Annotated in this window: 18 protein-coding genes and 1 pseudogene; 11 read left to right on the top strand and 8 right to left on the bottom strand. The window is 60.6% G+C overall.

What is annotated here, in order from left to right:
• From AACY36_RS22455 to AACY36_RS22435, 5 genes and pseudogenes are all read left to right on the top strand, one after another.
• Positions 1 to 179 (top strand): annotated as a pseudogene (locus AACY36_RS22455) (ribonucleotide-diphosphate reductase subunit beta); the annotation flags it as partial.
• An 85-nt stretch (positions 180 to 264) separates the two neighbouring features.
• A complete protein-coding gene (locus AACY36_RS22450; protein WP_339497594.1) occupies positions 265 to 753 on the top strand; it encodes a DUF1289 domain-containing protein in 489 nt (162 codons plus the stop codon).
• A gap of 50 nt (positions 754 to 803) precedes the next feature.
• Entirely contained in the window at positions 804 to 1,718 is a 915-nt protein-coding gene (locus AACY36_RS22445) for a class I SAM-dependent methyltransferase (protein WP_339418499.1), read from the top strand.
• Positions 1,719 to 1,867: 149 nt separating this feature from the next.
• Entirely contained in the window at positions 1,868 to 2,584 is a 717-nt protein-coding gene (pcsA, locus tag AACY36_RS22440; protein ID WP_339418497.1) for a phosphatidylcholine synthase, read from the top strand.
• Positions 2,585 to 2,766: 182 nt separating this feature from the next.
• A complete protein-coding gene (locus AACY36_RS22435; RefSeq protein WP_339418495.1) occupies positions 2,767 to 3,546 on the top strand; it encodes a TSUP family transporter in 780 nt (259 codons plus the stop codon).
• On the opposite strand, the gene nudC is transcribed toward AACY36_RS22435, so the two are convergent.
• Positions 3,514 to 4,347, bottom strand: a complete 834-nt coding sequence (gene nudC, locus AACY36_RS22430; protein ID WP_339418493.1) for an NAD(+) diphosphatase — start codon at positions 4,345 to 4,347, stop codon at positions 3,514 to 3,516. The two genes, AACY36_RS22435 and nudC, sit on opposite strands and share 33 nt — an antisense overlap.
• A 5-nt stretch (positions 4,348 to 4,352) precedes the next feature.
• A complete protein-coding gene (locus tag AACY36_RS22425; protein ID WP_339418491.1) occupies positions 4,353 to 5,165 on the bottom strand; it encodes a crotonase/enoyl-CoA hydratase family protein in 813 nt (270 codons plus the stop codon).
• A 185-nt stretch (positions 5,166 to 5,350) separates the two neighbouring features.
• On the opposite strand from AACY36_RS22425, the gene AACY36_RS22420 reads away from it, so the two are divergent.
• The 3 genes from AACY36_RS22420 (at position 5,351) to AACY36_RS22410 (ending at position 7,844) form a co-directional block, all read left to right on the top strand.
• A complete protein-coding gene (locus tag AACY36_RS22420) occupies positions 5,351 to 5,905 on the top strand; it encodes a UPF0149 family protein (protein ID WP_339456537.1) in 555 nt (184 codons plus the stop codon).
• A gap of 260 nt (positions 5,906 to 6,165) precedes the next feature.
• Complete coding sequence (locus AACY36_RS22415) at positions 6,166 to 7,422, top strand: 3-phosphoshikimate 1-carboxyvinyltransferase (protein WP_339497593.1); 1,257 nt, start codon at positions 6,166 to 6,168, stop codon at positions 7,420 to 7,422.
• Positions 7,423 to 7,454: 32 nt separating this feature from the next.
• Entirely contained in the window at positions 7,455 to 7,844 is a 390-nt protein-coding gene (locus AACY36_RS22410) for a hypothetical protein (RefSeq protein ID WP_339418488.1), read from the top strand.
• Between the two features lies 1 nt (position 7,845).
• On the opposite strand, the gene AACY36_RS22405 is transcribed toward AACY36_RS22410, so the two are convergent.
• Positions 7,846 to 8,445: an NAD(P)H-dependent oxidoreductase gene (locus tag AACY36_RS22405; protein ID WP_339497592.1), complete on the bottom strand. Its 600-nt coding sequence runs from the start codon at positions 8,443 to 8,445 to the stop codon at positions 7,846 to 7,848.
• A 69-nt stretch (positions 8,446 to 8,514) separates the two neighbouring features.
• On the opposite strand from AACY36_RS22405, the gene AACY36_RS22400 reads away from it, so the two are divergent.
• Positions 8,515 to 9,108, top strand: a complete 594-nt coding sequence (locus tag AACY36_RS22400; protein WP_339418486.1) for a TetR/AcrR family transcriptional regulator — start codon at positions 8,515 to 8,517, stop codon at positions 9,106 to 9,108.
• 107 nt (positions 9,109 to 9,215) lie between these two features.
• Here the strand turns inward: AACY36_RS22400 and AACY36_RS22395 are convergent, their stop codons facing one another.
• On the bottom strand, positions 9,216 to 9,890 hold the full coding sequence (locus AACY36_RS22395) for a GNAT family N-acetyltransferase (RefSeq protein ID WP_339427995.1): 675 nt from the start codon (positions 9,888 to 9,890) through the stop codon (positions 9,216 to 9,218).
• 649 nt (positions 9,891 to 10,539) lie between these two features.
• Here AACY36_RS22395 and AACY36_RS22385 point away from each other — a divergent pair.
• A complete protein-coding gene (locus AACY36_RS22385) occupies positions 10,540 to 11,391 on the top strand; it encodes a CAP domain-containing protein (RefSeq protein ID WP_339418511.1) in 852 nt (283 codons plus the stop codon).
• A 151-nt stretch (positions 11,392 to 11,542) separates the two neighbouring features.
• Positions 11,543 to 13,753, top strand: a complete 2,211-nt coding sequence (locus tag AACY36_RS22380) for an ATP-binding protein (protein WP_339418482.1) — start codon at positions 11,543 to 11,545, stop codon at positions 13,751 to 13,753.
• On the opposite strand, the gene AACY36_RS22375 is transcribed toward AACY36_RS22380, so the two are convergent.
• The 4 genes from AACY36_RS22375 to AACY36_RS22360 all read right to left on the bottom strand — a co-directional run bounded on the left by AACY36_RS22375 (position 13,732) and on the right by AACY36_RS22360 (position 22,676).
• Positions 13,732 to 14,859, bottom strand: coding sequence for a GGDEF domain-containing protein (locus AACY36_RS22375; RefSeq protein ID WP_339418480.1), 1,128 nt, complete (start codon positions 14,857 to 14,859; stop codon positions 13,732 to 13,734). The two genes, AACY36_RS22380 and AACY36_RS22375, sit on opposite strands and share 22 nt — an antisense overlap.
• Positions 14,860 to 14,949: 90 nt before the next feature.
• Positions 14,950 to 17,187: a 1,4-alpha-glucan branching protein GlgB gene (gene glgB / locus AACY36_RS22370; protein ID WP_339436700.1), complete on the bottom strand. Its 2,238-nt coding sequence runs from the start codon at positions 17,185 to 17,187 to the stop codon at positions 14,950 to 14,952.
• The gene (gene treS / locus AACY36_RS22365) at positions 17,184 to 20,531 is read right to left on the bottom strand and encodes a maltose alpha-D-glucosyltransferase (RefSeq protein WP_339418476.1); all 3,348 of its coding nucleotides are present in this window, start codon (positions 20,529 to 20,531) and stop codon (positions 17,184 to 17,186) included. Before treS ends, glgB begins: the two co-directional genes overlap by 4 nt.
• Positions 20,532 to 20,687: 156 nt before the next feature.
• Positions 20,688 to 22,676 (bottom strand): alpha-1,4-glucan--maltose-1-phosphate maltosyltransferase, encoded by a 1,989-nt coding sequence (locus AACY36_RS22360; RefSeq protein WP_339497591.1) that lies wholly within the window; start codon positions 22,674 to 22,676, stop codon positions 20,688 to 20,690.
• Between the last annotated feature and the right edge of the window lie 18 nt (positions 22,677 to 22,694).

Genomic DNA, 22,694 nt, shown 5'->3' with positions numbered 1-22,694 from the left:
ACTACCTCAAGTTCATCGCTAACCGTCGCCTGTCGCAGATTGGTTTGAAAGAAGAGTATCCAGGCACCACCAACCCGTTCCCGTGGATGAGCGAGATCATGGACTTGAAGAAAGAGAAGAATTTCTTCGAAACCCGTGTGATCGAGTATCAGACTGGCGGCGCGTTGAGCTGGGACTAATCAACGACACAGACCTAACTGTGGGAGCAAGCCCGCTCCCACAGTTAGGTCTGCGGTGTTTTACAGACTTTGCAAATTGCCACTTATGCCCAATCAAACCATCAAGACACCTTGCGTCGGCCTGTGCTCTACCGTTTACGGTGACCTGGTGTGCCGGGGCTGCAAACGCTATCACCACGAAGTGATCCAGTGGAACGGCTACAACGCCGACGAAAAGCAGGCCGTGTGGCTGCGCCTTGAGCAATTGTTGGTGCAGGTGATGACCAGCAAACTGGAAGTGTTTGATGCGCACCTGCTGCGCCAGCAGCTGGAAAGTCGCACGATCCCCTTTATGCCGCACCAATCGCCGTATTGCTGGGCATACCAACTGATAGCCCGGGGTGCGCGGGTGATTTCCAAGTTGGATGCGTATGGCCTGGCCTTGTTGCCGGAGTTTCGTGAGCGCCATTTGGCGGACCTGCGCGACGCGATTGATCGGGAGTTTTTCCTGCTGTCCGAGGCGCATTACGAACGGTATATCGCGCCAGGGTTTATTCGGGACGTGTTTGGTTCACCCTTGATCGCTGCATTCTAACGACGCAATTGTGTTTAAAATGCCGCCCGCTCAATGACCGACGTTTAACGATGAACCCAGAAGCACTCACCACCCTGCACACTCACTTGCTCACCGCCCTGGCCAGCCCACCGGCTGAAACCCGGCGCCTGTTCCACGGCCGTGGCCGCTGCTGGCCGGGCCTTGAGCAATTGACGGTGGACTGGCTACAAGGCGTGCTGCTGGTGTCGTTGTTCAAGGCGCCTGATGCAGAACACCTGCACGCCCTGAAACAGCTGCTGCAGACGCAGTTCAATGCCTACACCGTCGCGCTGCAACACCGCTACTTGCCGCAAAGCACCACCGAATGGCTGGTGGGCAACCCTATCGACGAGCTGACCATTATTGAAGGCGGGCTGCGTTACCTGATCGACCTGGGTAAAAAACAGAACAGCGGGCTGTTCCTCGACATGCGCTACGGCCGCAACTGGGTTCGCGAACACGCCAAGGGCCAGCGGATACTCAACCTGTTTGCCTACACCTGTGGGTTTTCCGTGGCCGCCATCGAAGGCGGCGCCGACCACGTGGTCAACCTGGACATGGCGCGCGGCGCCCTGAGCCGTGGCCGCGACAACCATCGCCTGAATGGTCATGACCTGAGCAGGGTCAGCTTTCTGGGCCACGACCTGTTCAAGTCCTGGGCCAAGGTCACCAACAGCGGCCCCTACGACCTGGTGATCATCGACCCGCCGTCGTTCCAGAAAGGCAGTTTCCTGCTGACCAAGGATTACCAGCGCGTATTGCGGCGCCTGCCGGACTTGCTGACCCCACAGGGCACCGTGTTGGCGTGCATGAACGACCCCGCCCTCGGCGAGGACTTCCTGATCGACGGTGTGACACAAGAGGCACCCGGGTTACGATTCGTCGAACGGCTGCAAAACCCGCCGGAATTTCCTGATATTGATGCGCAAAGCGGCTTAAAGGCCTTGGTGTTCCGCCAGGGCTGATGCCGAAACGGCTTACGCTTGCTACGCTAAGTGATGCACCCGGTTGGTGAACCTTCTGACCCCCTTCCCGGTCGATACCTGCATTCCCCGGCCAGACTCGACAGCGTCACGTTGTCGGCTGCCCCGTTTCACCTTTTGGAGAACCGCCCGTGATATCGACCCTGCATGTAGCCAGACTCAAAGCCTGGGGCGCCCACGGCTTTACCGCCACCGGTGTGGTATTGGCCTTCCTGGCTACCCTGGCGCTGCTGGAAAACTCACCCAAGGCTTGCCTGCTGTGGCTCGGCCTGGCGCTGGTGGTGGACGGCGTCGACGGTTCACTGGCGCGACGGGTCAACGTGAGCACGGTCTTGCCGAGCTTCGACGGATCGGTACTGGACCTGGTGATTGATTACCTGACGTATGTGTTTATTCCGGCGCTGTTTATCTACCGTTATATCGACCTGCCGGAATTTACCCACCTGTTGACGGTGTCGGTGATCCTGGTCTCGTCGCTGTTCTGCTTCTGCAACGTGAACATGAAAAGCAAGGACAACTACTTCGTCGGCTTCCCCGCGGCATGGAACGTGGTTGCACTGTGTGTCTATATCATCCAGCCGCAAGCCTGGGTCACCTTGCTCACAGTGCTTGGCCTGGCGCTGCTGACCGTAACGCCAATGAAGTTCTTGCACCCGTTCCGGGTTAAGCGATTCATGCCGATCAATATCGCGGTGACCACGATTTGGTTGCTGTGCAGCTTTTTGATGGTGGTGGATTATCCAAACACCAACCCGTGGACGTTTGGATTATGGTCGGTGATGTCGGCTTACTTCCTGGGGATTTGTGTCTGGCGCACCGCCCTGGAGTGGATCGAGGCACGCCGCTAGTAAGTCGGCACGGTTAAAAATCTGTGCGGGCTTGCTCGCGAATGCGCTGTGTCAGTCACTGAATGTGCTAGCTGATGCACCGCATTCGCGAGCAAGCCCGCTCCCACATTTGGATCTGCATACCTCAGACGGGTAAGATGGCGGCCTTTCGCTTAGCGCCCTTCCAAGAATAAGTCCTGCCCATGCCCTTCGAACTCAGCGTAGACCTCACCACCCTCGCCATCCTGGCCGTCGTCGCGTTCATCGCCGGCTTCATCGACGCCATTGCCGGAGGCGGCGGCTTACTCACCACGCCGGCCCTGCTCACCGCCGGCATGCCACCCCATCTGGTACTGGGCACCAACAAGCTCAGCTCCACGTTCGGCTCGGCGACCGCCAGCTTTACCTTTTACCGCCGCAAGCTGTTCCACCCGCGCCAGTGGGTGCACGCCATCGTCGGTACGCTGGTGGGTGCGCTCGCTGGCGCAGTAGTCGCGCACTATCTGCCTGCAGAAACCCTCAACAAAATGCTGCCGGTGATCGTATTTGCCTGTGGTGTGTACCTGCTGTTCGGCGGTACCCCCAAGGCGCCGCTGGACGCAGATGCGCCGATCAAGAAGAAATGGCAAGCCACCCAGGGCTTTGGCCTGGGCTTCTACGATGGCGTAGCGGGCCCCGGCACCGGGGCGTTCTGGACGGTGAGCACGATGCTGCTGTACCCCATCGATCTGGTCAAAGCCAGCGGCGTGGCGCGCAGCATGAATTTCGTCAGCAACGCGGCGGCGCTGTCGGTATTTATCTTCAACGGCTCGGTGGATTGGATCGTCGGCCTGGCGATGGGCATTTCGGTAATGGGTGGCGCGTTCTTCGGCGCACGCAGCGCGATCAGCGGCGGCGCCAAATTCATTCGCCCAGTGTTTATCACCGTGGTACTCGGCCTGACCGTGCGCCTAGCCTGGCAGCACTGGTTCAGCGTGGCCTAGACGACGGGCCAGGTAGAGGTCGATCAGGTAACGCGCAATCGAACGTGACGCCGGCAACGGCGGCAGGTCGTGGATATTGAACCACTGCGCGTCCTCAATCTCGTCAGCCTGAGGCACGATATCGCCACCCGCGTATTCAGCGTGGAAACCCAGCATCATCGAATGCGGGAACGGCCAGCACTGGCTGCCCATGTACTGGATGTTCTTGACCTCCACCTGCACCTCTTCGCGAACCTCGCGGACCAGGCAATCTTCGGCGGACTCGCCCGGTTCGGCAAACCCCGCCAACGTGCTGTACACGCCTGTGACAAAACGCGGCGAACGCGCCAGCAGGATCTCGTCGCCACGGGTCACCAGCACGATCATACTCGGCGAGATTCGCGGGTAGCTGCGCAGGTCACAGGCCTGGCAATACATCGCCCGCTCGCGTGGCACCTGGGCCATGGCCTGGCCGCAACTGCCGCAAAACCGATGCTCCCGTGCCCACGTGCCGATCTGCGCCGCATAGCCCAACACTTTGTACAGGGTGTGATCACCTTGCAGCATGAAGCCGCGCAAGCCCTGCCAGCTGCAGCCCGGCACTTCAGCCGCCGCGTTGAGTTCCAGCAGGTACACCGGCTCGCCGTCGAGGTGGCCGATGCCGTGCTCGGCAAACACCGAAAGGTCCTGGCGCTTTAGCCATTCACGCGGAAACATCGGGCCATTGGTGTCATGCAAAAAGCCCTCACGGCTGCGGGCAACGGCCCAGCCACCCGGGGTGTCGTTGTCCAGCAGCGTTGTGGTAATCCAGCCTGGGGTCATGTCAGTCAATCCACGAATTCGGGTTTCTGCTTACTCATGTGGGCCGCGATGGCCACGCGAAGGTCGTTGGATTGCAACATAGCCGAGTTCCAGGTGGCAACGTATTCCAAGCCATCATTGACGGTGTGATCACGCATGTAGCTAATCATGGCCTTGGTGCCAGTGACCGCAATCGGTGACTTGGCGGCGATTTCATGAGCGATTTCAATGACGCCGGCCAACAGGCTGTCCTGATCGGGATACACACGGTTGACCAGTCCGATGCTGCGCGCTTCCTCGGCGCCAAACTGGCGGCCGGTGTAGGCCAGCTCACGCAGCATGCCGTCGCCAATAATGCGTGGCAGGCGTTGCAGGGTGCCAACGTCAGCGGCCATGCCGATATCGATTTCCTTGATCGAGAATTGCGCGTCTTCGGCGGCGTAGCGCATATCACAAGCGCTGATCAGGTCGATGGCGCCGCCGATGCAGTAACCCTGGATTGCCGCCAGCACTGGCTTGCGGCAGTTGTCGACGGCATTGAACGAGGCCTGCAGTTCGAGGATCTTGCGTCGAAGCAGGCGCGCGTTGCGGCCCACGTCCTTGCCGAGGTCGTTGGCGACCGAGGCCAGCATCATCAGGTCTATCCCTGAGGAGAAGTGCTTGCCGGCGCCACTGAGCACCACGGCGCGCACGGCGTCGGTGTCTTCGACCCATTGGAAGATGTCGATGATTTCGGTCCAGAACGCCGCGTTCATCGCGTTGATCTTTTCCGGGCGGTTTATCTGCACATGGGCAACGTTGCCGGTGAGTTCGACGACGAAAGCTTGGTATTCGGGCATGGCAGTGATCCCTGGCTGGCGAGTAATTAGGCCCGAACTATAACAAGGGTGCGCAAGGACGCATCGGCCAAAAGCGGGACTGTACACCGTGAAGAAAAAGACGCTGGATAAAACCCTGCGTACACGCCATCCTTCGGGCTTTAAGCCGCCCCCTCAGCGGCGCTCGACGTTTAAAGGATATGCCCATGCACGCCCACCCCCTCACCTGCGCCGAATTTGAATCGATCGAAGATGCCCTGCTCAAATACGGCGACGACCATAGCGTATTGAACCTGGCCGAACTCGACGGCTACTTCACCGCGCTCGTGTCCAGCCCGGTCCAAGTGGACGTGGCGGAGTGGTTCCCGGCCATCTGGGGCGGCCAGAACCCGGAATGGGACAACATGGACGAAGCGCAAAGCTTCCTCGAACTGTGCGTTCGCCATCTCAACACCCTGGCCGAACAACTGGCGACTGATGCCAAGGGTTTCAAGGCCCGATTCGATGAAACCGAACACCAGGGCCAAACCGTGACCCTCGCCGAAGAATGGTGCTTTGGCTACATCCGCGGCGCCGCCATCGGCAACTGGCCGGAACTGCCAGCCGCCCAGGCCGCAGAGTTGGAGAAAATCTCCTGGTGCGCCGAACAAGACAATTTCGAATTACCCGCCGACCTGAATGTGCAGGCGCACCAGCAGCGCGTCAGCGAAATCGAACCGGCAGCGTGGGCGCTGCATGATTACTGGCTAACGAAGCGATAATTTGGCTTTTGATCTTGATCTCAGGCGCCCCGTCAAACACGCTGGCCGGACTAAAGGCAGAACCAATACCCGCCGTTACCAAAAAAACGGATATGTACCCCGATAGACCGCCATCGCAGGCAAGCCAACTCCCACAGTTAGATCGATGTACACCCAAAAAATACCTGCGGTCATGACCCCATGGCTCGACAAGCACCGCATCTATACCCGATTATTCAACTCCGCCCGCCGCCCGTGCCTTGAATCAGGAGCCCTGTACCTTGAGTTCGCAGAAAACCGTGACCGTTACACCGCCCAACTTCCCCCTCAATGGCAAGGTCGCGCCCCCCGGCTCCAAATCCATTACCAACCGCGCCCTCCTGCTGGCGGCACTGGCCAAGGGCACCAGCCGCCTCAGCGGCGCGCTCAAAAGCGATGACACCCGCCACATGTCGGTAGCCCTGCGCCAAATGGGCGTGACCATCGACGAGCCGGACGGCACCACCTTCGTCGTCACCGGCCAGGGCAGACTGCAACTGCCGGCCCAACCGCTGTTCCTCGGCAACGCTGGCACCGCCATGCGCTTCCTCACCGCAGCCGTTGCCACCGTCGAAGGCACCGTGGTGCTGGACGGCGATGACTACATGCAAAAACGCCCGATCGGCCCGCTGCTGGCGACCCTCAGCCAGAACGGCATCCAGGTCGACAGCCCCACCGGTTGCCCACCCGTCAGCGTACACGGCGTAGGCAAAATCAAAGCCAAACGCTTCGAGATCGACGGCGGCCTGTCCAGCCAATACGTATCGGCCCTGCTGATGCTCGCCGCCTGCGGTGAAGCGCCGATTGAAGTGGCGCTGACCGGCAAGGACATCGGTGCGCGTGGCTATGTGGACCTGACCCTGGACTGCATGCGTGCCTTTGGTGCCCAGGTTGAAGAAGTCAACGACACCACCTGGCGCGTCGCCTCTACCGGCTACAGCGCCCATGATTATCTGATCGAACCCGACGCCTCCGCCGCCACTTACCTGTGGGCCGCTGAAGTGTTGACCGGTGGCCGCATCGACATCGGCGTAGCCGCGCAAGACTTTACTCAGCCGGACGCCAAGGCCCAGGCGGTGATCGCGCAATTCCCAGACATGCAGGCAACCGTGATCGGCTCGCAGATGCAGGACGCCATCCCGACCCTGGCGGTGCTCGCCGCGTTCAATAACACCCCGGTGCGTTTCACTGAGCTGGCCAACCTGCGGGTCAAGGAATGTGACCGCGTACAGGCGCTGCATGACGGCCTGAACGAGATCCGCCCGGGCCTGGCGACCATCGAAGGCGACGACCTGCTGGTGGCTAGCGATCCAGCGCTGGCCGGCACGTCGTGCAGCGCGCTGATCGACACCCACGCCGACCACCGCATTGCCATGTGCTTTGCCCTGGCCGGGCTGAAAGTGTCGGGCATCCGCATTCAGGACCCGGACTGCGTAGCCAAGACCTATCCTGAGTACTGGAAGGCGTTGGGCAGTCTTGGGGTTGCACTGACCTACTGAGCGATCAGCGTCGGAATGGGGAGGCCGTGCACATGACGATTCGCCAACCCTGCCCACCCGGCGCTTGCGTCTGCGACCGCGAACAACTGCTGCACGCGCCAGCTGCCGATCTGCGCATCCTCAACCTGACGCGCCAGGAAGAGAAGAAACTGCTCGACCGCCTTGAAGACCTCAAGAGCCTGCAAGACCTGGAGCGCCTGCAAGAGCTGATGTACCAGCAATTGGGCATTCGCGTGCATATCGCGCCAGGCCATACCGAAGTCAAGAGCATGCGCGGGATCCAGATCGTGATCGATGAACTGCCGGGCATGTGCCGCAAAACCCGACAATCGATCCCTGCCGCGATCCGCCGAGGCCTGGAGAAACGACCAGAGATCGCCTACCGCCTGCTGGATGCCCACGACCTGTTCCGCGAAGGTTGAGTCAACCGGCGACCGTCTCCCGCTCGAACAAACCCTGGCCCACGGTCTTGGCCTTTTGCAGATGCGCCTGCGCCCCGCCGCTTTCCGATTCCAGCATCAGCGCCGACGTCACCACCTGTGCGCCACAGTAGTCGAAGATCCCGTCGTCGATCTGCGTGCGCATTGCCTTGGCATAGCCGTGTCGGTCGAATGCATCGTCATCGGCGGCGCCCAAGGCCAGCAGGTGCACCTGTAAGTGCCGCAGCTTCTTCACCACCGGCGTATCGGGGCGGTAGTCGATCGCCCACCCATTGATGAAGACGCGGTCGATCCAACCTTTGAGCAGACCTGGCAACGACCACCAGTAAATCGGAAACGCCAGCACCAAGGCGTCGGCGCGGTCGATGCGGGCCTGTTCGGCCAGTACGTCGGCCGGTGGCGTGGCGCGAGTGCGGTGCACCAAGTGGTCGACCGCGGTATAGCGCGGGTCAAAACCCTCGGCGGCGATGTCGGCAATTTCAAAGGTGTGGCCTGATGCAGCCAGGCCAGCAGCCACCTGCGCGGCGACGCTATGGGTGAGGGATTGCGGGTCGTGATGAGCAACAACGATGAGTGCGTGCATGACATTGACTCCCTTTGGGGTTACGCTGGGCTTAAGTTACGATTGGTAAGTTACTTTTGGTATATAAGCATGTCAAGCAGCGAATTCCCTACCCCACGTCGTCGCCTGTCCCGTGAAGATCGCCTGCGCCAATTGCTGGATGTGGCCTGGCAACTGGTGCGCGATGAAGGCACCGAAGCCCTGACCCTCGGCCGCCTGGCAGAACTGGCGGGTGTGACCAAGCCGGTGGTCTACGACCATTTCGTCACCCGTGCCGGGTTGCTGACCGCGCTGTATGAGGATTTTGATGCGCGCCAGGATCGGGTATTTGCCAACGCCATAGCAGCCAGCAGCGCCACCCTTGAAGGGCGGGCCTGGGTGATCGCCGAGTCCTATGTGGATTGTGTGTTATTGCAAGGCCGGGAAATTCCGGGGGTGATTGCGGCACTCAGCAGCTCGCCGGAGCTGGAAGCCCTGAAGCGCCAGTACGAGGCGATCTTCCTCGACAAGTGCCGCGCCGCGCTGTCGCCTTTTGGGCGCTTATCCCAGGCCGGTTTGCGCGCCATGCTGGGGGCGGCGGAAGCGTTGTCCCAGGCGGCGGCCAGTGGCGAGATCAGCCGTGAAGAGGCGCAACAGGAGTTGTTGGCGACCATACTGGCGATGGTTAATCGCGGCCGCCTTTAGATCAGTGTCAGTCGGCGTGTTGTGGGGGTGGGCTTACCTGCGATTGCGGTGGTTCAGTCACCGAAAGGCTGACCACCAAGGCCACATCGCACCTCCTCGTGAGCGGGTCAGTGCGCAGCCACAAACAACTGAACCTTACGCGCCAACTGATCAAGATGCCGATCGCGCTGCTTCTCCGCATCCACCATCGCCCGCTTGCCGTGCTTTTGCAGCAGATACGTATGAATCTGCCGCACTTCCAGCGAGCTGTAGATCGCCGCCACATCCAGTCCCCCCATCAAGCCATCGGTGCCGTAGTCCCGCGTGTTCATCAGCACCTGGGTACCGCGCGCGCCGCGCACTCGAAAGCCCATGCCTTCAAACGCCGGCACCTTTTCCACTGAGCACGCCAGCTCCGCATGGGGATAACGACTCAGCACGTCGCGCATCATCGCGCGTGCCACACCCTGGCGCCGGTAACCGACTTGCACCGCCATGAAAGCGACGCCACACGCCTCGGGGTCATCCTTCACTGGCAGACACAGCACAAAGCCAATGACCTTTTCCGGGTCCTGCGCATCGGTCGCCACAACCAACTCGACGGCAATGCCTTTTGAACCGTTCAGTGCTTCGAGGTACAGGTGCACCTCAAAGCCGGTGGCGTACTGGTAGATGTTGTACAGCAGGTTGCTCGGCGGCAGTCCCACGCTGCTGATGTCGGTGAGGTTGTCCACCACCATCTGCAGGATCTGGCCATTCACAAGCTCGGGGCACGGTGTGGTATAGCGGGTAAGGCTGAACATGCAAATTCCTGGGTTTAGCATCAAGGCAGCGGCGATTGTACCCGTTGCAGCCCGCACACCTCACGCAAAGCGCAATCTCGGCTTGATTGTCGGCACGTTGGCCCTCGGCGCCGTGTTCGCCTGGGCCACGCCGGAGGTGACGCACGCTACTGCACAGTCAGTGGCCAGCGGCCTGCACGCCACTTTCGGCGGGGCGCTCGTATTGATCCTGCTCGCAGGAGCGATACGACACAGATATTGACAAGATAAAATCGTAACGACTATTGCCTGATACCCTGATCAACAAGGTTCTCCCATGCTTGTGCTCCAGCCCCCTATTCGCTTTTCGTACGGGTTCTCAGCGCCATTCGCGCAGAAAATGACGACTTCGCGGCCTTCCATGACTTCCTCAGAAGCCAATTAGCCAGTGCGTGTGCCTGCTGACCATCAACGGCAACGAGTTCCTGTTGGACGGCGATTGGCGCATTCCACTGATGGCGTTCTGATTATTCTCGCCATTTCTGCAGCGCTGGTGGTGGTGTTCGCGTTGTGCGATCAGGGCCGTAAACACTCTGCATGCAAAAACTTAAGGAAAAAGTTCGGACTAACGGGTGCATGGATGCACCCGGATCGCGCATCATGGGCACTTTCAAGCTCAAGGGTAACGTCCATGCGCGTTCTGTCATTGATGATGGGTCTTACGACGCTGGCCGCCACTACGGTGTTCTGCGCCACCGCGATGGCGAATGAAGAAAGTCAGTTAGTCCAACAGATCAACCAATACCGCAGCCATGTGCAACGCTGCGGTGACCAGGGTTCCCAGGAACTCCCACCGCTGGCCAGCGACACGCGATTGGTGCTGCCCGCCAACAATGTGGGCGACTTGCAGCAAGCGCTGGCGCGGGCCGCGTACCCGATGGTCAACGTGCAGGCCATCAGCCTGTCGGGGCCCAAGGACGCGCAGTCAGCCATGAAGGCAGTGCGCGAAAGCTTCTGCCGTGTGGTGCTGGACCCGCAATTTGTCGACATCGGCGTGAGCAACAGCGGCCAGGACTGGCGCATCGTGCTCGCCCGCCCACTGCTGACCAGCGGCCTGGGCGATTGGCAGACCGAAGGTAAGCAATTGCTCAACCTGATCAATACCGCCCGCGCCCAACCGCGCCAATGCGGTACCCAGGCGTTTACCGCGACCACGCCATTGTCCTGGAATGAAAACCTGGCCGGCGCCGCCAACAGCCATACGCGCAACATGGCCAACGGTAACTTCTTCGACCACCTCGACCATGACGGCCGTACCCCCGGCGACCGCGCCGAACTGGCCGGGTACACCGCGAAGGCCATCGGCGAAAATATCGCTGCCGGCCTGGACACGCCACGCAAGGTCGTCGACGGCTGGCTTGCCAGCCCCAGCCATTGCGCCAACCTCATGAACCCGCAATTCCGCGAGCTGGGTGCGGCCTATGCGATGGACCCGAAGAGTGACGCAGGCATCTATTGGACGGGGGTTTTCGGCGCACAATAAACGCGGTATTGGCAGATTGAAGTGCAGGAAGCATCAAATTGCCATCTCATGGATAATCCCGCTGAACTGGCAGCGGCCATCCCGGTCTGTAGCTTGGCAGCCTGACATACGGGGCGGATAAACAGACCGAGGTAAACAAGGTGCTCTTGCAATGATGAAATGGCTGCAAAGCAGCAGCGACATGGCTGAGCGGGTTCGCCAGCATGATTGGGCGAAAACGCCCCTGGGGCCGCCGGGGCAGTGGCCGGACGTGCTCAAGACCACCGTCGCGTTATGCCTTGCCTCGAGTTTCCCCCAATCCATCGTGTGGGGGCCTCACCTGACTATGTTGTATAACGACGCCTTCGTTCCGATCCTGGGCGATAAACCCGATGCATTGGGCCGCCCGTTCAGCGAAGTCTGGGGTGAGGTCTGGGCAGACATCAGCCCTATTGCCAACGCGGCATTCGAAGGCCGTGCCACTTATATCGAGAACTTCCCGCTGCAGATCGAGCGCGGCATGGGTGTCGAACAAGCGTACTTTACCTTTTGCTACAGCCCCATCCGCGATCCCAAGGGCAACGTCGTGGGGATGCTCGATACCGTCACCGAAACCACCGCCACCGTACTCCTGACCCGCCGCCTGGCCGTGTTGGACGCAGTGGGCAGCGCCGTGGCGAATGCTGCCGACGCCGAAAGTATCATGTCGATCACTACGCGACTGCTTGCCAAGCACTTGCAAGTCTCCAATTGCGCCTACGCCGATATGGACGACGATGAGGACGGCTTTACCATTCGTGGCAATTGGGCCGCGCCCGGCTCGCCAAGCACCGTGGGGCGCTACCGCCTGGCCTCGTTCGGCGCAAGGGCGGTGCAACAACTGCGCGGCGGTGAACCGTTGGTGGTCGAAGACAGTCGCATTGAGTTCGCCCCCGAGGTTGCCGCCAGCTATCAGGCCCTGGGGGCGCTGGCGACCGCGTGCTTCCCACTGATCAAGAATGGCCGCCTGACCGCGTTGATGGCCGTGCACCACAAAACCGCCCGGGTCTGGTCGCCTGATGACCTGGCATTGGTCGGCCAAGTCACCGAGCGCTCCTGGGCGCATATCGAGCGGGTGCGTGCCGACGCCGCCGTACGCGAAGGCCTGGCCGCCTTCGCCGAGCTGAACGCGACCCTGGAACAACGCGTGCAAGAGCGCACCGCTGCCCTCACCCAGGCCGAAGCCGCGCTGCGCCAGTCGCAGAAGCTGGAAGCCATCGGCCAATTGACCGGTGGCGTGGCCCATGACTTCAACAACTTGTTGACCATCATTCGTTCGTCCGTGGATTTCCTGCGTCAGCCCGGGCTCTCCGAGGCGCGACGCCAACGCTATATGGGCGCGGTTTCCGACACCGTCGAGCGCGCCAGCAAGCTCACCAGCCAACTGCTCGCCTTCGCTCGGCGCCAACCCCTGAACCCGGAAGTCTTCGATGTCGGGCAACGGGTCAAGAACATCGGCGAAATGCTCGAAAGCGTCACCGGCGCGCGTATCCATGTGCAGGTGCAACTGCCCGAGCGGCCTTGCTATGCACGTGTCGACACCAGCCAGTTCGAGACCGCACTGATCAATATCGCCCTGAATGCCCGGGATGCGATGGAGGGCCAAGGCACCCTGACCTTGCGCGTGGCCGATGTAGACGCAATGCCGCACATCCGCGGCGATGAGCAAGTACGCCAACCTTTTGTAACCGTCTCCTTGGCTGACACTGGCAGCGGCATTCCGGCTGACACCTTCGAGCGCATTTTCGAGCCGTTCTTTACCACCAAGCCGGTAGGCAAAGGCACGGGGCTGGGGTTGTCCCAGGTATTCGGGTTTGCCAAGCAGTCCGGCGGTAACGTTGACGTGGCCAGCCACTCAGACCAGGGCACGGTGTTTACCCTGTACCTGCCAGAAGTGGCGCCGCAGATGACGCACCACACACCGACACCGACAGGCCAGCAACTGCCCCAAGATACGACCCAGCGCCATATCCTGATCGTGGAAGACAACCTGGAAGTGGGCCGCTTTGCCAACCAGATCCTGCAGGACCTGGGTTACCAGACCACCTGGGCCACCGATGCCGAACAGGCACTCGCGCTGTCCGGTACGGATGCCCTGGCATTCGATGGGGTATTTTCGGATGTGGTGATGCCTGGCATGACCGGTGTGGCGATGATCAAAAAGCTGCGTCAATGGCGCCCGGACTTGCCGGTGGTGCTCACCTCCGGCTACAGCGAAGAGCTGGCCGAAAGTGGCTATGAAGGCGTCGAGTTCCTGCCCAAGCCCTATTCCGCCGACCAGGTCGCGCGGGCGCTGACCAAGGCAATGTCCAGGACTGAGCCCTACTGCGCCACCGCCACCTGATTGCGACCTTGCGCCTTGGCGCGGTACAGCGCCTTGTCGGCGGTATTCATCAGGCCGTGCAGGTCTTGGTCCTGGGCATGGGTGGACGCCACACCCAGGCTGGCGGTCAACCCTTGCACGGGTTCAGAGTCCAGGCTGGAAATGGCCTTGATCAGTTGCTCGGCAATACCCCGCGCCGTTTCCAGCGAAGTATTGGGCAGCAATACCGCAAACTCCTCGCCGCCCACGCGCCCATACACGTCCGCCTCGCGAAAGGACGCGCTGATCACCCCTCCGATCTGGCGCAACACCTGGTCCCCGGTCTGGTGGCCGTAGGTGTCGTTGATTTCCTTGAAGTGGTCCATGTCCATCATCAGCGCGCACAGCGGCTGCTGGTTGTGAAGGCATTGTTCATGCAGCCGCTGGGCATGTTCGAAAAACGCGCGGCGATTCATCAGACCGGTGAGCTCATCGGTCTGTGCGGCGCGAGTGGAGATATTGTGGGCACGTTCCATTTGCCGGGTCAGGCGAAACGCCTTTTCCAATGCATCGGACAACTTGCGCGTGGCGCTGACGACAAAGGTGGAGAACACCAATACGGCGATGGCCACACCCACTTGCATCGAAGAAGGCTGGAACAGCAGCCACAGCGTACACGGCAGCAGCACCAGGCCCATGGAGGCCAGGGTCATGTAACGATAAGCCGAGTAACAGGATACCGCGCTGACCGACATGCCCACGGTAAACAACATAACCAGCACCTGGGACAGGCGATCATCCGTCGGCATCACCGCCAAGGCGCCGAAGCCCCAGATCCCGGCGGAAAACACCAGCGTCATCCAATAACGGCGCTCCCACAGATCCGGCGTGCGCTCGGCGTTAGGGCAGCGAAACCACTCTACAAACATCTTGACGCGCAACAGGGATGACCCCGCCAACACCACCAGCCAGACCAGGATGACCTGATGGTCAAACCGGTCCCAGCAGAGCCAGCAGAGCATGACCGCTGCCAAGAAACTGCCGAGAATGGCGGCAAATGACTGCCGAAACAGCTGGTGCAAACGGTCAGCTCGCACCAACTCCTCTATAACGCAATCCTGGTCCTGCCCACGCCCAAGGCCATTCATGAAATCCGCCTGATCTACTGCCCCCGAGAATGGCGCTATTGTGGCACCCTGCCACCAGCATGGACAACAGAATCGAGCACGGTAGCGCCTTTAAAGCGTTTCTGGCCGCAGAATCAGCACCCCAAGTGGCGGCACGTTCAACGACAGCGACACCGGTTGACCATGGAGTGGTTCATCCTGGGTAAACACCTCGCCGCCGTTCCCATAATTGGAACCTGCGTACATGTCGGCGTCGCTGTTGATCACCTCACTCCAACGCCCGCCAAACGGCACACCGACTTGATAGCCCTGACGCGGCACCGGGGTGAAGTTGGCCACCACCAGCACCGGCTTGCCGTCCTTGCTCCAGCGCAGCCAGGCATAGACGCTGTTGATCGCATCGTCGCCAATCAGCCACTGGAAGCCCTGCGGTGCGTCGTCCTGCTCATGCAGGGCCGGCTCCTCCCGATACAAGCGATTCAAATCGCCGACCAGCTTCTGCACGCCCTTGTGTTCCGCGTACTGCAGCAGGTACCAGTCCAGTTGCTGATCATGGTTCCACTCGCGCCACTGGCCGAATTCGCAGCCCATGAACAGCAGTTTCTTACCGGGGTGCATCCACATGAATGCCAGGTAGGCGCGCAAGTTGGCAAACTTCTGCCAGCGGTCGCCGGGCATCTTGTCGATCAACGAGTGCTTGCCGTGCACCACTTCATCGTGGGAGATCGGCAGGATAAACCGCTCGGACCAGGCATACACCAGGCCAAAACTCAGTTCGTTGTGGTGATGGGCGCGGTACACCGGGTCCTGCTGGATGTAATGCAGGGAATCGTGCATCCAGCCCATGTTCCATTTGTAGTTAAAGCCCAGACCGCCCTGTTGGGTCGGCTGGCTCACACCCGGCCAGGCGGTGGATTCCTCGGCAATCACCAAGGCGCCCGGCGCTTCCAGGGCCACCACATCGTTGAGGTGACGCAGGAAGTCGATGGCTTCAAGGTTCTCCCGCCCACCATGGCGGTTAGGCACCCATTCGCCGGCCTTGCGCGAATAATCGCGGTAGAGCATCGACGCTACGGCATCAACGCGCAGGCCGTCGATATGGAAGTGCTTGAGCCAATGCAGCGCCGAGGCCAGCATGAAGCCATGCACTTCGGTGCGACCCAGGTTGTAGATCAGCGTGTCCCAATCCTGGTGGAAGCCTTCCAACGGGTTGGCATATTCGTACAGCGCGGTGCCGTCGAATTGCGCAAGGCCGTGGGTATCCGTCGGGAAATGCGCCGGAACCCAGTCGAGAATCACGCCAATATCGGCCTGATGCAGGGCATTGACGAAATAGGCGAAATCTTCCGGCGAACCGAACCGCGCCGTCGGCGCGAATTGTGACAACGCTTGGTAACCCCAGGAGCCACCGAACGGGTGCTCCATGATCGGCATCAGCTCAATGTGGGTGAAGCCCAGTTGCTGCACGTAAGGAATCAACCGCTCAGCCAGCTCGCGCCAGTTGTATTGGCGGGCTACTTCGCCCGCCTCGTCCAACTCGCACTGCCATGAGCCCACGTGCAGCTCGTAGATCGACAGTGGCGCGGTGGATTTTTGCTTGTCGAGGCGTGACTGCATCCATTCGTGGTCCTGCCAGTCGACCTGCAAGGGTTCGGCAACCTTGGATGCGGTGTCGGGTGGCAGTTGAGTGGCCAGCGCCATCGGGTCGGCCTTGAGCGGCAGGATCCCATTGGCGCCAAGTATTTCATATTTGTACGCTGCGCCCGGTTCCAGGCGTGGGATAAAGATCTCCCACACGCCGGAAGGATGGCGCAGGCGCATCGGGTGACGGCGACCGTCCCAGACATTGAAGTCGCCCACCACCGATACGCGCCGCGCATTCGGTGCCCATACGGCAAAGCGCACACCTTGCACGCCGTCGACCGTGGTCACTTGGGCACCCAGGCAACTGCTGAGGTCACGATGATTGCCTTCGGCAAACAGGTAAAGGTCCATTTCACCGAGCAACAGTTGTTGGAAGCTGTAGGGGTCTTCGGTGATCTGTTCACCACCGGCCCACTGGATTTTCAGCAGGTACGCCTGGCGTGTAGTGAAGTGCCCGACAAACAACCCCGGCACCTGGCTCGCGTCCAGGCTGCCGATCTGCTCGCCACTGTCACGCGCCAGTACCTGGACGCTCAAGGCCTCCGGCAGGAATGCGCGGATAAACTGGCCGCCGTGCTCATCATCGTGTGGCCCGAGAACCGAGAACGGGTCATGGTGTTCGGCGCGTACCAGTGCGTCGACGTCCTTGGACGCCGGCAGTGCAGTCAACTTCGGTTGCAGCGGTTCTTTATGTGTAAAGCTCATGACGATTCCCCACCGCGTGCAGTTTTCGATATTGGTGTTAGCCCACTCAATAGGCCGTGTAACCCTTGCAAGGGCACCGGCAACCAGGTCGGACGGTTTTCCGCTTCGTAAGCCACTTCATACGCGGCCTTCTCCAGGCTGAACAAGGTCAGCGCTGCGTCCTGGCCTTTGGCATCCTGCCAGTCATGCGCCAGTGTAGACGTAGCCGACTGATAAGCCTCGATAAAGGCCTGGCGTGCTTCTTTCAGGTAACGATCGGTCACACGCTTGCGCGATATGCCCGCCTCGGGTGAGTGATCGACCCCTTGCACATTCAGCGCCATGGCCGCCGCGTAATCGAAGGAGCGCAACACGCCGCTCACATCTTTATACGGGCTGTGCTTGCCGCGTCGTTCGTGCAGCGGTCGTGCCGGTTCACCTTCGAAGTCGATCAGGTAGGCATCGCCCTTCACCACCAGCACCTGGCCCAGGTGCAAATCACCATGGACGCGGATGCGCAGCCCGCCTGCCGTGGCTTTCGCCAGGGCTTGAACATGGCTGGCGATGGCCTTTTTCTGCGCCAGCAAATCACTGACCAGCGCTTGCTCCACAGGGTTCAAATGGTTTTGGTGCAGCTGTAGCAACTGCAGCGCGCGGTCGAGCTGCGCGCCGACATCCTTGGCCCAGGCCTGAGTGTCCTTGGCCGTGGTCACTTCGGGCTTGAAGTCTTTGTCTGTGGTTTTTGCACCCAGCACCACGTGCATTTCACCCAGGCGCTGGCCGAGCAATCCGGCAAAGTCGGCCAGTTCGCCCAGGGCGTTGTAGTGCTGTTCCTGCTCCGAGATGGCTTGGGCAAGCTCGTCGCGGATCGCCCGTTCCAGGTTGTTCTGCGTCCAGCTCCATGCGTCGCCCTGGTTGCTCAGGTAACCCTGGGCAATCATCAGCAGGTTGTCATGGCCGTCGGCGTCGCGGCGAATCACCGAACCCAGCAGCGGCGAAATATTCGGGTAGTCGGCTGCGGTGAGGTAGGCGCTCATTTCCAGCTCCGGGTGCACACCGGCGCTGACTTTGCGGATCAGCTTGAGCACCAGGCCCTCGCCCACCACCACTGAGCTGTTGGACTGCTCGGCGGACAAATAGCGCACTTGTGCTTCGTCCGTCAGTTGCAGCGCGTCCAGATGTTTTGTGGCTTCAAACCGCAGGTCGCCTTCGCTGGAATTGAGCACCGTGCCGGCCTGCAGGCCCTGGATCACCGCGCGGATGAAGTGCTCAAGGCTGAACGCGTCGGTCACCAAGCCCACCTCGCGTGCCCGACGCACACGGGCCATCGCGAGTTGCTGCGGCAATGCGCTGGTGAACTGGTCCTCGCCAAGGAAGCCAAACGGCAGTTGATAGCGACTTACCTGACCACCTGCGGTCACCTCCAGCTCGCTGAGCAGTACCGGGTGTTGCGGGTCGCCAAAACGTACCCCATAGGCAATGCGCACGCTGTCGATAGCCGTGTCCTTGCCGGCAAACCAGCGGCGTTTGGGCAGCCAGGCCGGGAGCGCAGTCTGCTCCAGCGAGGTGCGGCAGGGTTCTTCCAACAGTTCTTCCATACGCTTTTTCAGTACCAGTGTGGTGAAGTCCGGCATCCCTTGAACAGGCTCCACATGCCAGCTGGGCATTTGATTCTCGGCCGCCAAGACAAACCAATAGAAACCATAAGGCGCCAGGGTCAGCAGGAAATTCAGCTGGCCGATGGGCGGAAAGGCATTGCCGCCGAGCATCTCCACCGGGACCATGCCAGCAAACGCCGACAGATCCAGCTCGGCCGCCTGGGCACTGCGTGACACGTTGGCCACGCACAGGATGATCTCGTGGCGTCCGTCTTCGCCGGTGAATTCGCGGGTATACGCCAGGATGCGGCGGTTGCTCGGCGAGAGCATTTTCAAGCTGCCACGGCCAAACGCCTTGGACTGCTTGCGCACAGCCAGCATGCGCCGGGTCCAGTTCAGCAACGAATGCGGGTCTTGGGCCTGGGTCTCGACGTTGACCGACTGGTAGCCATATTGCGGGTCCATGATCGGCGGCAGCACCAGGCTGGCCGGGTCGGCGCGGGAAAAGCCGCCGTTGCGGTCGATGGACCATTGCATCGGCGTACGCACGCCATCGCGGTCGCCGAGATAGATGTTGTCGCCCATGCCGATTTCATCGCCGTAATACAGGGTCGGCGTGCCAGGCATCGACAACAACAGGCTGTTGAGCAGTTCGACACGGCGACGGTCTCGCTCCATCAACGGCGCCAGGCGGCGGCGAATGCCCAGGTTGATGCGCGCGCGACGGTCGGCGGCGTAGTAGTTCCACAGGTAATCGCGCTCTTTGTCGGTGACCATTTCCAGGGTCAGCTCATCATGGTTGCGCAGGAAGATCGCCCACTGGCAATTGGCGGGAATCTCCGGCGTCTGCCGCAGGATATCGGTGATCGGGAAGCGATCTTCCTGGGCAAGCGCCATGTACATGCGCGGCATCAACGGGAAGTGAAAGGCCATATGGCATTCATCGCCGTCGTCGCCCTTTTTGTCACCGAAATACAACTGCGTATCTTCCGGCCACTGGTTGGCTTCGGCCAGCAGCATGCGGTCCGGGTAATGCGCATCGATCTCCGCACGGATCTGTTTGAGCACATCGTGGGTTTCGGGAAGGTTTTCGTTGTTGGTGCCGTCGCGTTCGATCAGGTACGGGATGGCGTCCAGGCGCAGGCCGTCAATGCCCATGTCCAGCCAGTAGCGCATGACCGACAGCACGGCTTTCATGACTTGCGGGTTGTCGAAGTTGAGGTCCGGCTGGTGGGAATAGAAGCGGTGCCAGAAGTACTGGCCGGCGACCGGGTCCCAGGTCCAGTTGGATTTCTCGGTGTCGAGAAAGATGATGCGCGTACCGTCGTATTTCTGTTCGTCATCCGACCAGACGTAGAAGTCCCGCGCTGCGGAGCCGGGCTTGGCCTTGCGCGCACGCTGGAACCAAGGGTGCTGGTCGGAGGTGTGGTTGATCACAAGCTCAGTGATCACACGCAGCCCGCGCTTATGCGCCTCGGCGATGAAGCGCTTGGCGTCGGCCATGGTCCCGTAATCGCTGTGCACGCCCCGGTATTCGGCGATGTCGTAACCGTCATCGCGCCGTGGCGAAGGGTAGAACGGCAGCAGCCAGATGGTGTTTACACCCAGGTCGGCGATGTAGTCGAGCTTGGCGATCAGCCCGGGGAAGTCACCGATGCCGTCGTTGTTGGAGTCGAAATAGGATTTGACATGAACTTGGTAAATCACCGCGTCTTTGTACCAGAGCGGGTCTTTGATAAAGGTGGCAGCGTTGGGTTTCTTCGCCATTGGAAACTCCTGGAAATTCTGAAAAAACCGGCTGAATGAACGCGGTTTAATGTGGGAGCGGGCTTGCCTGCGATAAGGGTGTGTCAGCACAGCACGTGTTGACTGATGTACCGCTATCGCCGGCAAGCCAGCTCCCACAGTTGATCTTCACTTGGCTCAGGATGTGGTGATACGCCAGATTCCAAACGGCATCTGCGGTTCAAGGCGCATCCACTGGGTCTTGCCATACCAGGTCCAGCGATGGCCGTTCATCAGGTCTTCGCCTTGGGTCTCGGCGTCATCCGGCAAATCCAATTCCCACAATGGCAACTCGAAACTGGCCTCCTGGGCATTGAACGGGTCAAGGTTGACCGCCACCAGAATGAAGTTGCTGCCATCCTCACTGCGCTTGCCGAAATACAGGATGTTGTCGTTCCACGCGTTGTAAAGCTTCAAGCCCAGGTGCGTTTGCAGCGCCGGGTTTTGCCGGCGGATGCGGTTGAGCTGAGCGATCTCGGCGATGATGTTGCCGGGGGCAGTGAAGTCTCGCGGGCGGATCTCGTACTTCTCTGAATCCAGGTATTCCTCTTTGCCCGGCACCGGCGCCGCTTCGCACAACTCAAAGCCCGAATACATGCCCCACAGGCCCGAACCCATGGTGGCCAGCGCGGCGCGGATCAAAAAGCCCGGGCGGCCTGACTCATGCAAAAACGGCGGATTGATATCCGGCGTATTGACGAAGAAATTCGGCCGGTAGCATTCGCGCCATGGCGACGCGTTCAACTGCGTCAGGTATTCGCTCAGCTCGGCCTTGGTGTTGCGCCAGGTGAAATAGGTGTAGCTCTGGGAATAACCGACCTTGCCCAGGCGCGCCATCATCGCCGGCGTGGTGAACGCCTCCGCGAGGAAAATCACGTCCGGGTGCTTGGCACGGACGTCGCTGATCAACCATTGCCAGAATGGCAGCGGCTTGGTGTGCGGGTTGTCGACACGGAAGGTTTTCACGCCCTCTTCCACCCAACCCACCACCACATCGCGCAGTTCGGTCCACAGGCCTGGAATCGCGTCCGCCGCGTAAAAATCGACGTTAACAATGTCCTGGTACTTTTTCGGCGGGTTTTCCGCGTATTTGATCGTGCCGTCGGGGCGCCAGTTGAACCAACCCGGATGTTCCTTGAGCCAAGGATGGTCCTGGGAACACTGGATGGCGAAGTCCAGGGCGATTTCCAGGCCATGGTCGGCAGCGGCCTGCACCAAGCGACGGAAGTCATCGCGGCTGCCCAGTTGCGGGTGAATGGCCTCGTGGCCGCCCTCTTCACTGCCGATCGCATACGGGCTGCCCGGATCATCAGGGCCAGCAGTGAGGGAGTTGTTCTTGCCTTTGCGGTGGCTGCGCCCGATCGGATGGATGGGCGGGAAGTACAGCACATCAAAACCCATGTCATGGATCATCGACAGCCGCGAGTGCACATCATTAAAGGTGCCATGACGCGCAGGATCGTCAGTGATCGAGCGCGGAAAAAGCTCGTACCAACTGGCGAACAGTGCGGCCTCGCGCTCCACATCAATCGGGTACACGGTGCTGATGCTCAAATAAGCGCGGTGATCGGCCTGGGTCATCAGGTGTGCACTGTCTTCGCGCAGAAACTTCGCGACCTGCTCGGTTTCCAACAGGCCGGAGAGTTCGTGGTGTAGCAGCATCAGGCGGTCGCGCAGTTCATTGTCACTGCGTTCGGCGGCCTGCAGCACTAGGCTGCGGCCTTCCTGCAATTCCAGGCTGACCGGTACGCCGGCTTCATGCTTCTTGCGCAGCTCGTAGCAGAAGCTGGCGAAGGTATCGATCCAGGCTTCAATGCAATATTCGTGGAGGCCTTGCTGGGTGACGGTAAACGCGCCCTCCCAGCCATTGTTGCCCACATCAGTCATCACCACGCTGTGCCAGCTCTCTTCCTGCAGCGGGCGCCAGCGGATCAGTACGGCGAGCTTGTCATGGCCGTCGGCGAACACGTTGCTGGTGACATTGACCCTTTGGCCAACCACGGCCTTGACGGCGAATTCGCCGCCGTCAATCACGGGGGTGGTGCTTTCGATAGCAATCCTGGGCAGCAACAGCGCCTTGGACAGCGGCAATATGGCGTTCTCTGGAACCTGTGCTTCAGCAGTCATCGAGCATCTTCCCCTTAC

The sequence above is a fragment of the Pseudomonas sp. EA_15y_Pfl1_P101 genome (assembly GCF_963970835.1).
Classification (GTDB): domain Bacteria; phylum Pseudomonadota; class Gammaproteobacteria; order Pseudomonadales; family Pseudomonadaceae; genus Aquipseudomonas; species Aquipseudomonas tritici.
Note: the sequence above shows the minus strand (reverse complement) of the source record. Positions and strands in the feature narration are given on the sequence as shown.

Bases quoted from the DNA above. Each gene is read 5' to 3' on its own strand.
- AACY36_RS22450 (WP_339497594.1), top strand. From the start codon at position 265: ATGCCCAATCAAACCATCAAGACACCTTGCGTCGGCCTGTGCTCTACC.
- AACY36_RS22445 (WP_339418499.1), top strand. From the start codon at position 804: ATGAACCCAGAAGCACTCACCACCCTGCACACTCACTTGCTCACCGCC.
- AACY36_RS22435 (WP_339418495.1), top strand. From the start codon at position 2,767: ATGCCCTTCGAACTCAGCGTAGACCTCACCACCCTCGCCATCCTGGCC.
- nudC (WP_339418493.1), bottom strand. From the start codon at position 4,347: ATGACCCCAGGCTGGATTACCACAACGCTGCTGGACAACGACACCCCG.
- AACY36_RS22425 (WP_339418491.1), bottom strand. From the start codon at position 5,165: ATGCCCGAATACCAAGCTTTCGTCGTCGAACTCACCGGCAACGTTGCC.
- AACY36_RS22420 (WP_339456537.1), top strand. From the start codon at position 5,351: ATGCACGCCCACCCCCTCACCTGCGCCGAATTTGAATCGATCGAAGAT.
- AACY36_RS22410 (WP_339418488.1), top strand. From the start codon at position 7,455: ATGACGATTCGCCAACCCTGCCCACCCGGCGCTTGCGTCTGCGACCGC.
- AACY36_RS22405 (WP_339497592.1), bottom strand. From the start codon at position 8,445: ATGCACGCACTCATCGTTGTTGCTCATCACGACCCGCAATCCCTCACC.
- AACY36_RS22400 (WP_339418486.1), top strand. From the start codon at position 8,515: ATGTCAAGCAGCGAATTCCCTACCCCACGTCGTCGCCTGTCCCGTGAA.
- AACY36_RS22395 (WP_339427995.1), bottom strand. From the start codon at position 9,890: ATGTTCAGCCTTACCCGCTATACCACACCGTGCCCCGAGCTTGTGAAT.
- AACY36_RS22385 (WP_339418511.1), top strand. From the start codon at position 10,540: ATGCGCGTTCTGTCATTGATGATGGGTCTTACGACGCTGGCCGCCACT.
- AACY36_RS22380 (WP_339418482.1), top strand. From the start codon at position 11,543: ATGATGAAATGGCTGCAAAGCAGCAGCGACATGGCTGAGCGGGTTCGC.
- AACY36_RS22375 (WP_339418480.1), bottom strand. From the start codon at position 14,859: ATGAATGGCCTTGGGCGTGGGCAGGACCAGGATTGCGTTATAGAGGAG.
- glgB (WP_339436700.1), bottom strand. From the start codon at position 17,187: ATGAGCTTTACACATAAAGAACCGCTGCAACCGAAGTTGACTGCACTG.
- treS (WP_339418476.1), bottom strand. From the start codon at position 20,531: ATGGCGAAGAAACCCAACGCTGCCACCTTTATCAAAGACCCGCTCTGG.
- AACY36_RS22360 (WP_339497591.1), bottom strand. From the start codon at position 22,676: ATGACTGCTGAAGCACAGGTTCCAGAGAACGCCATATTGCCGCTGTCC.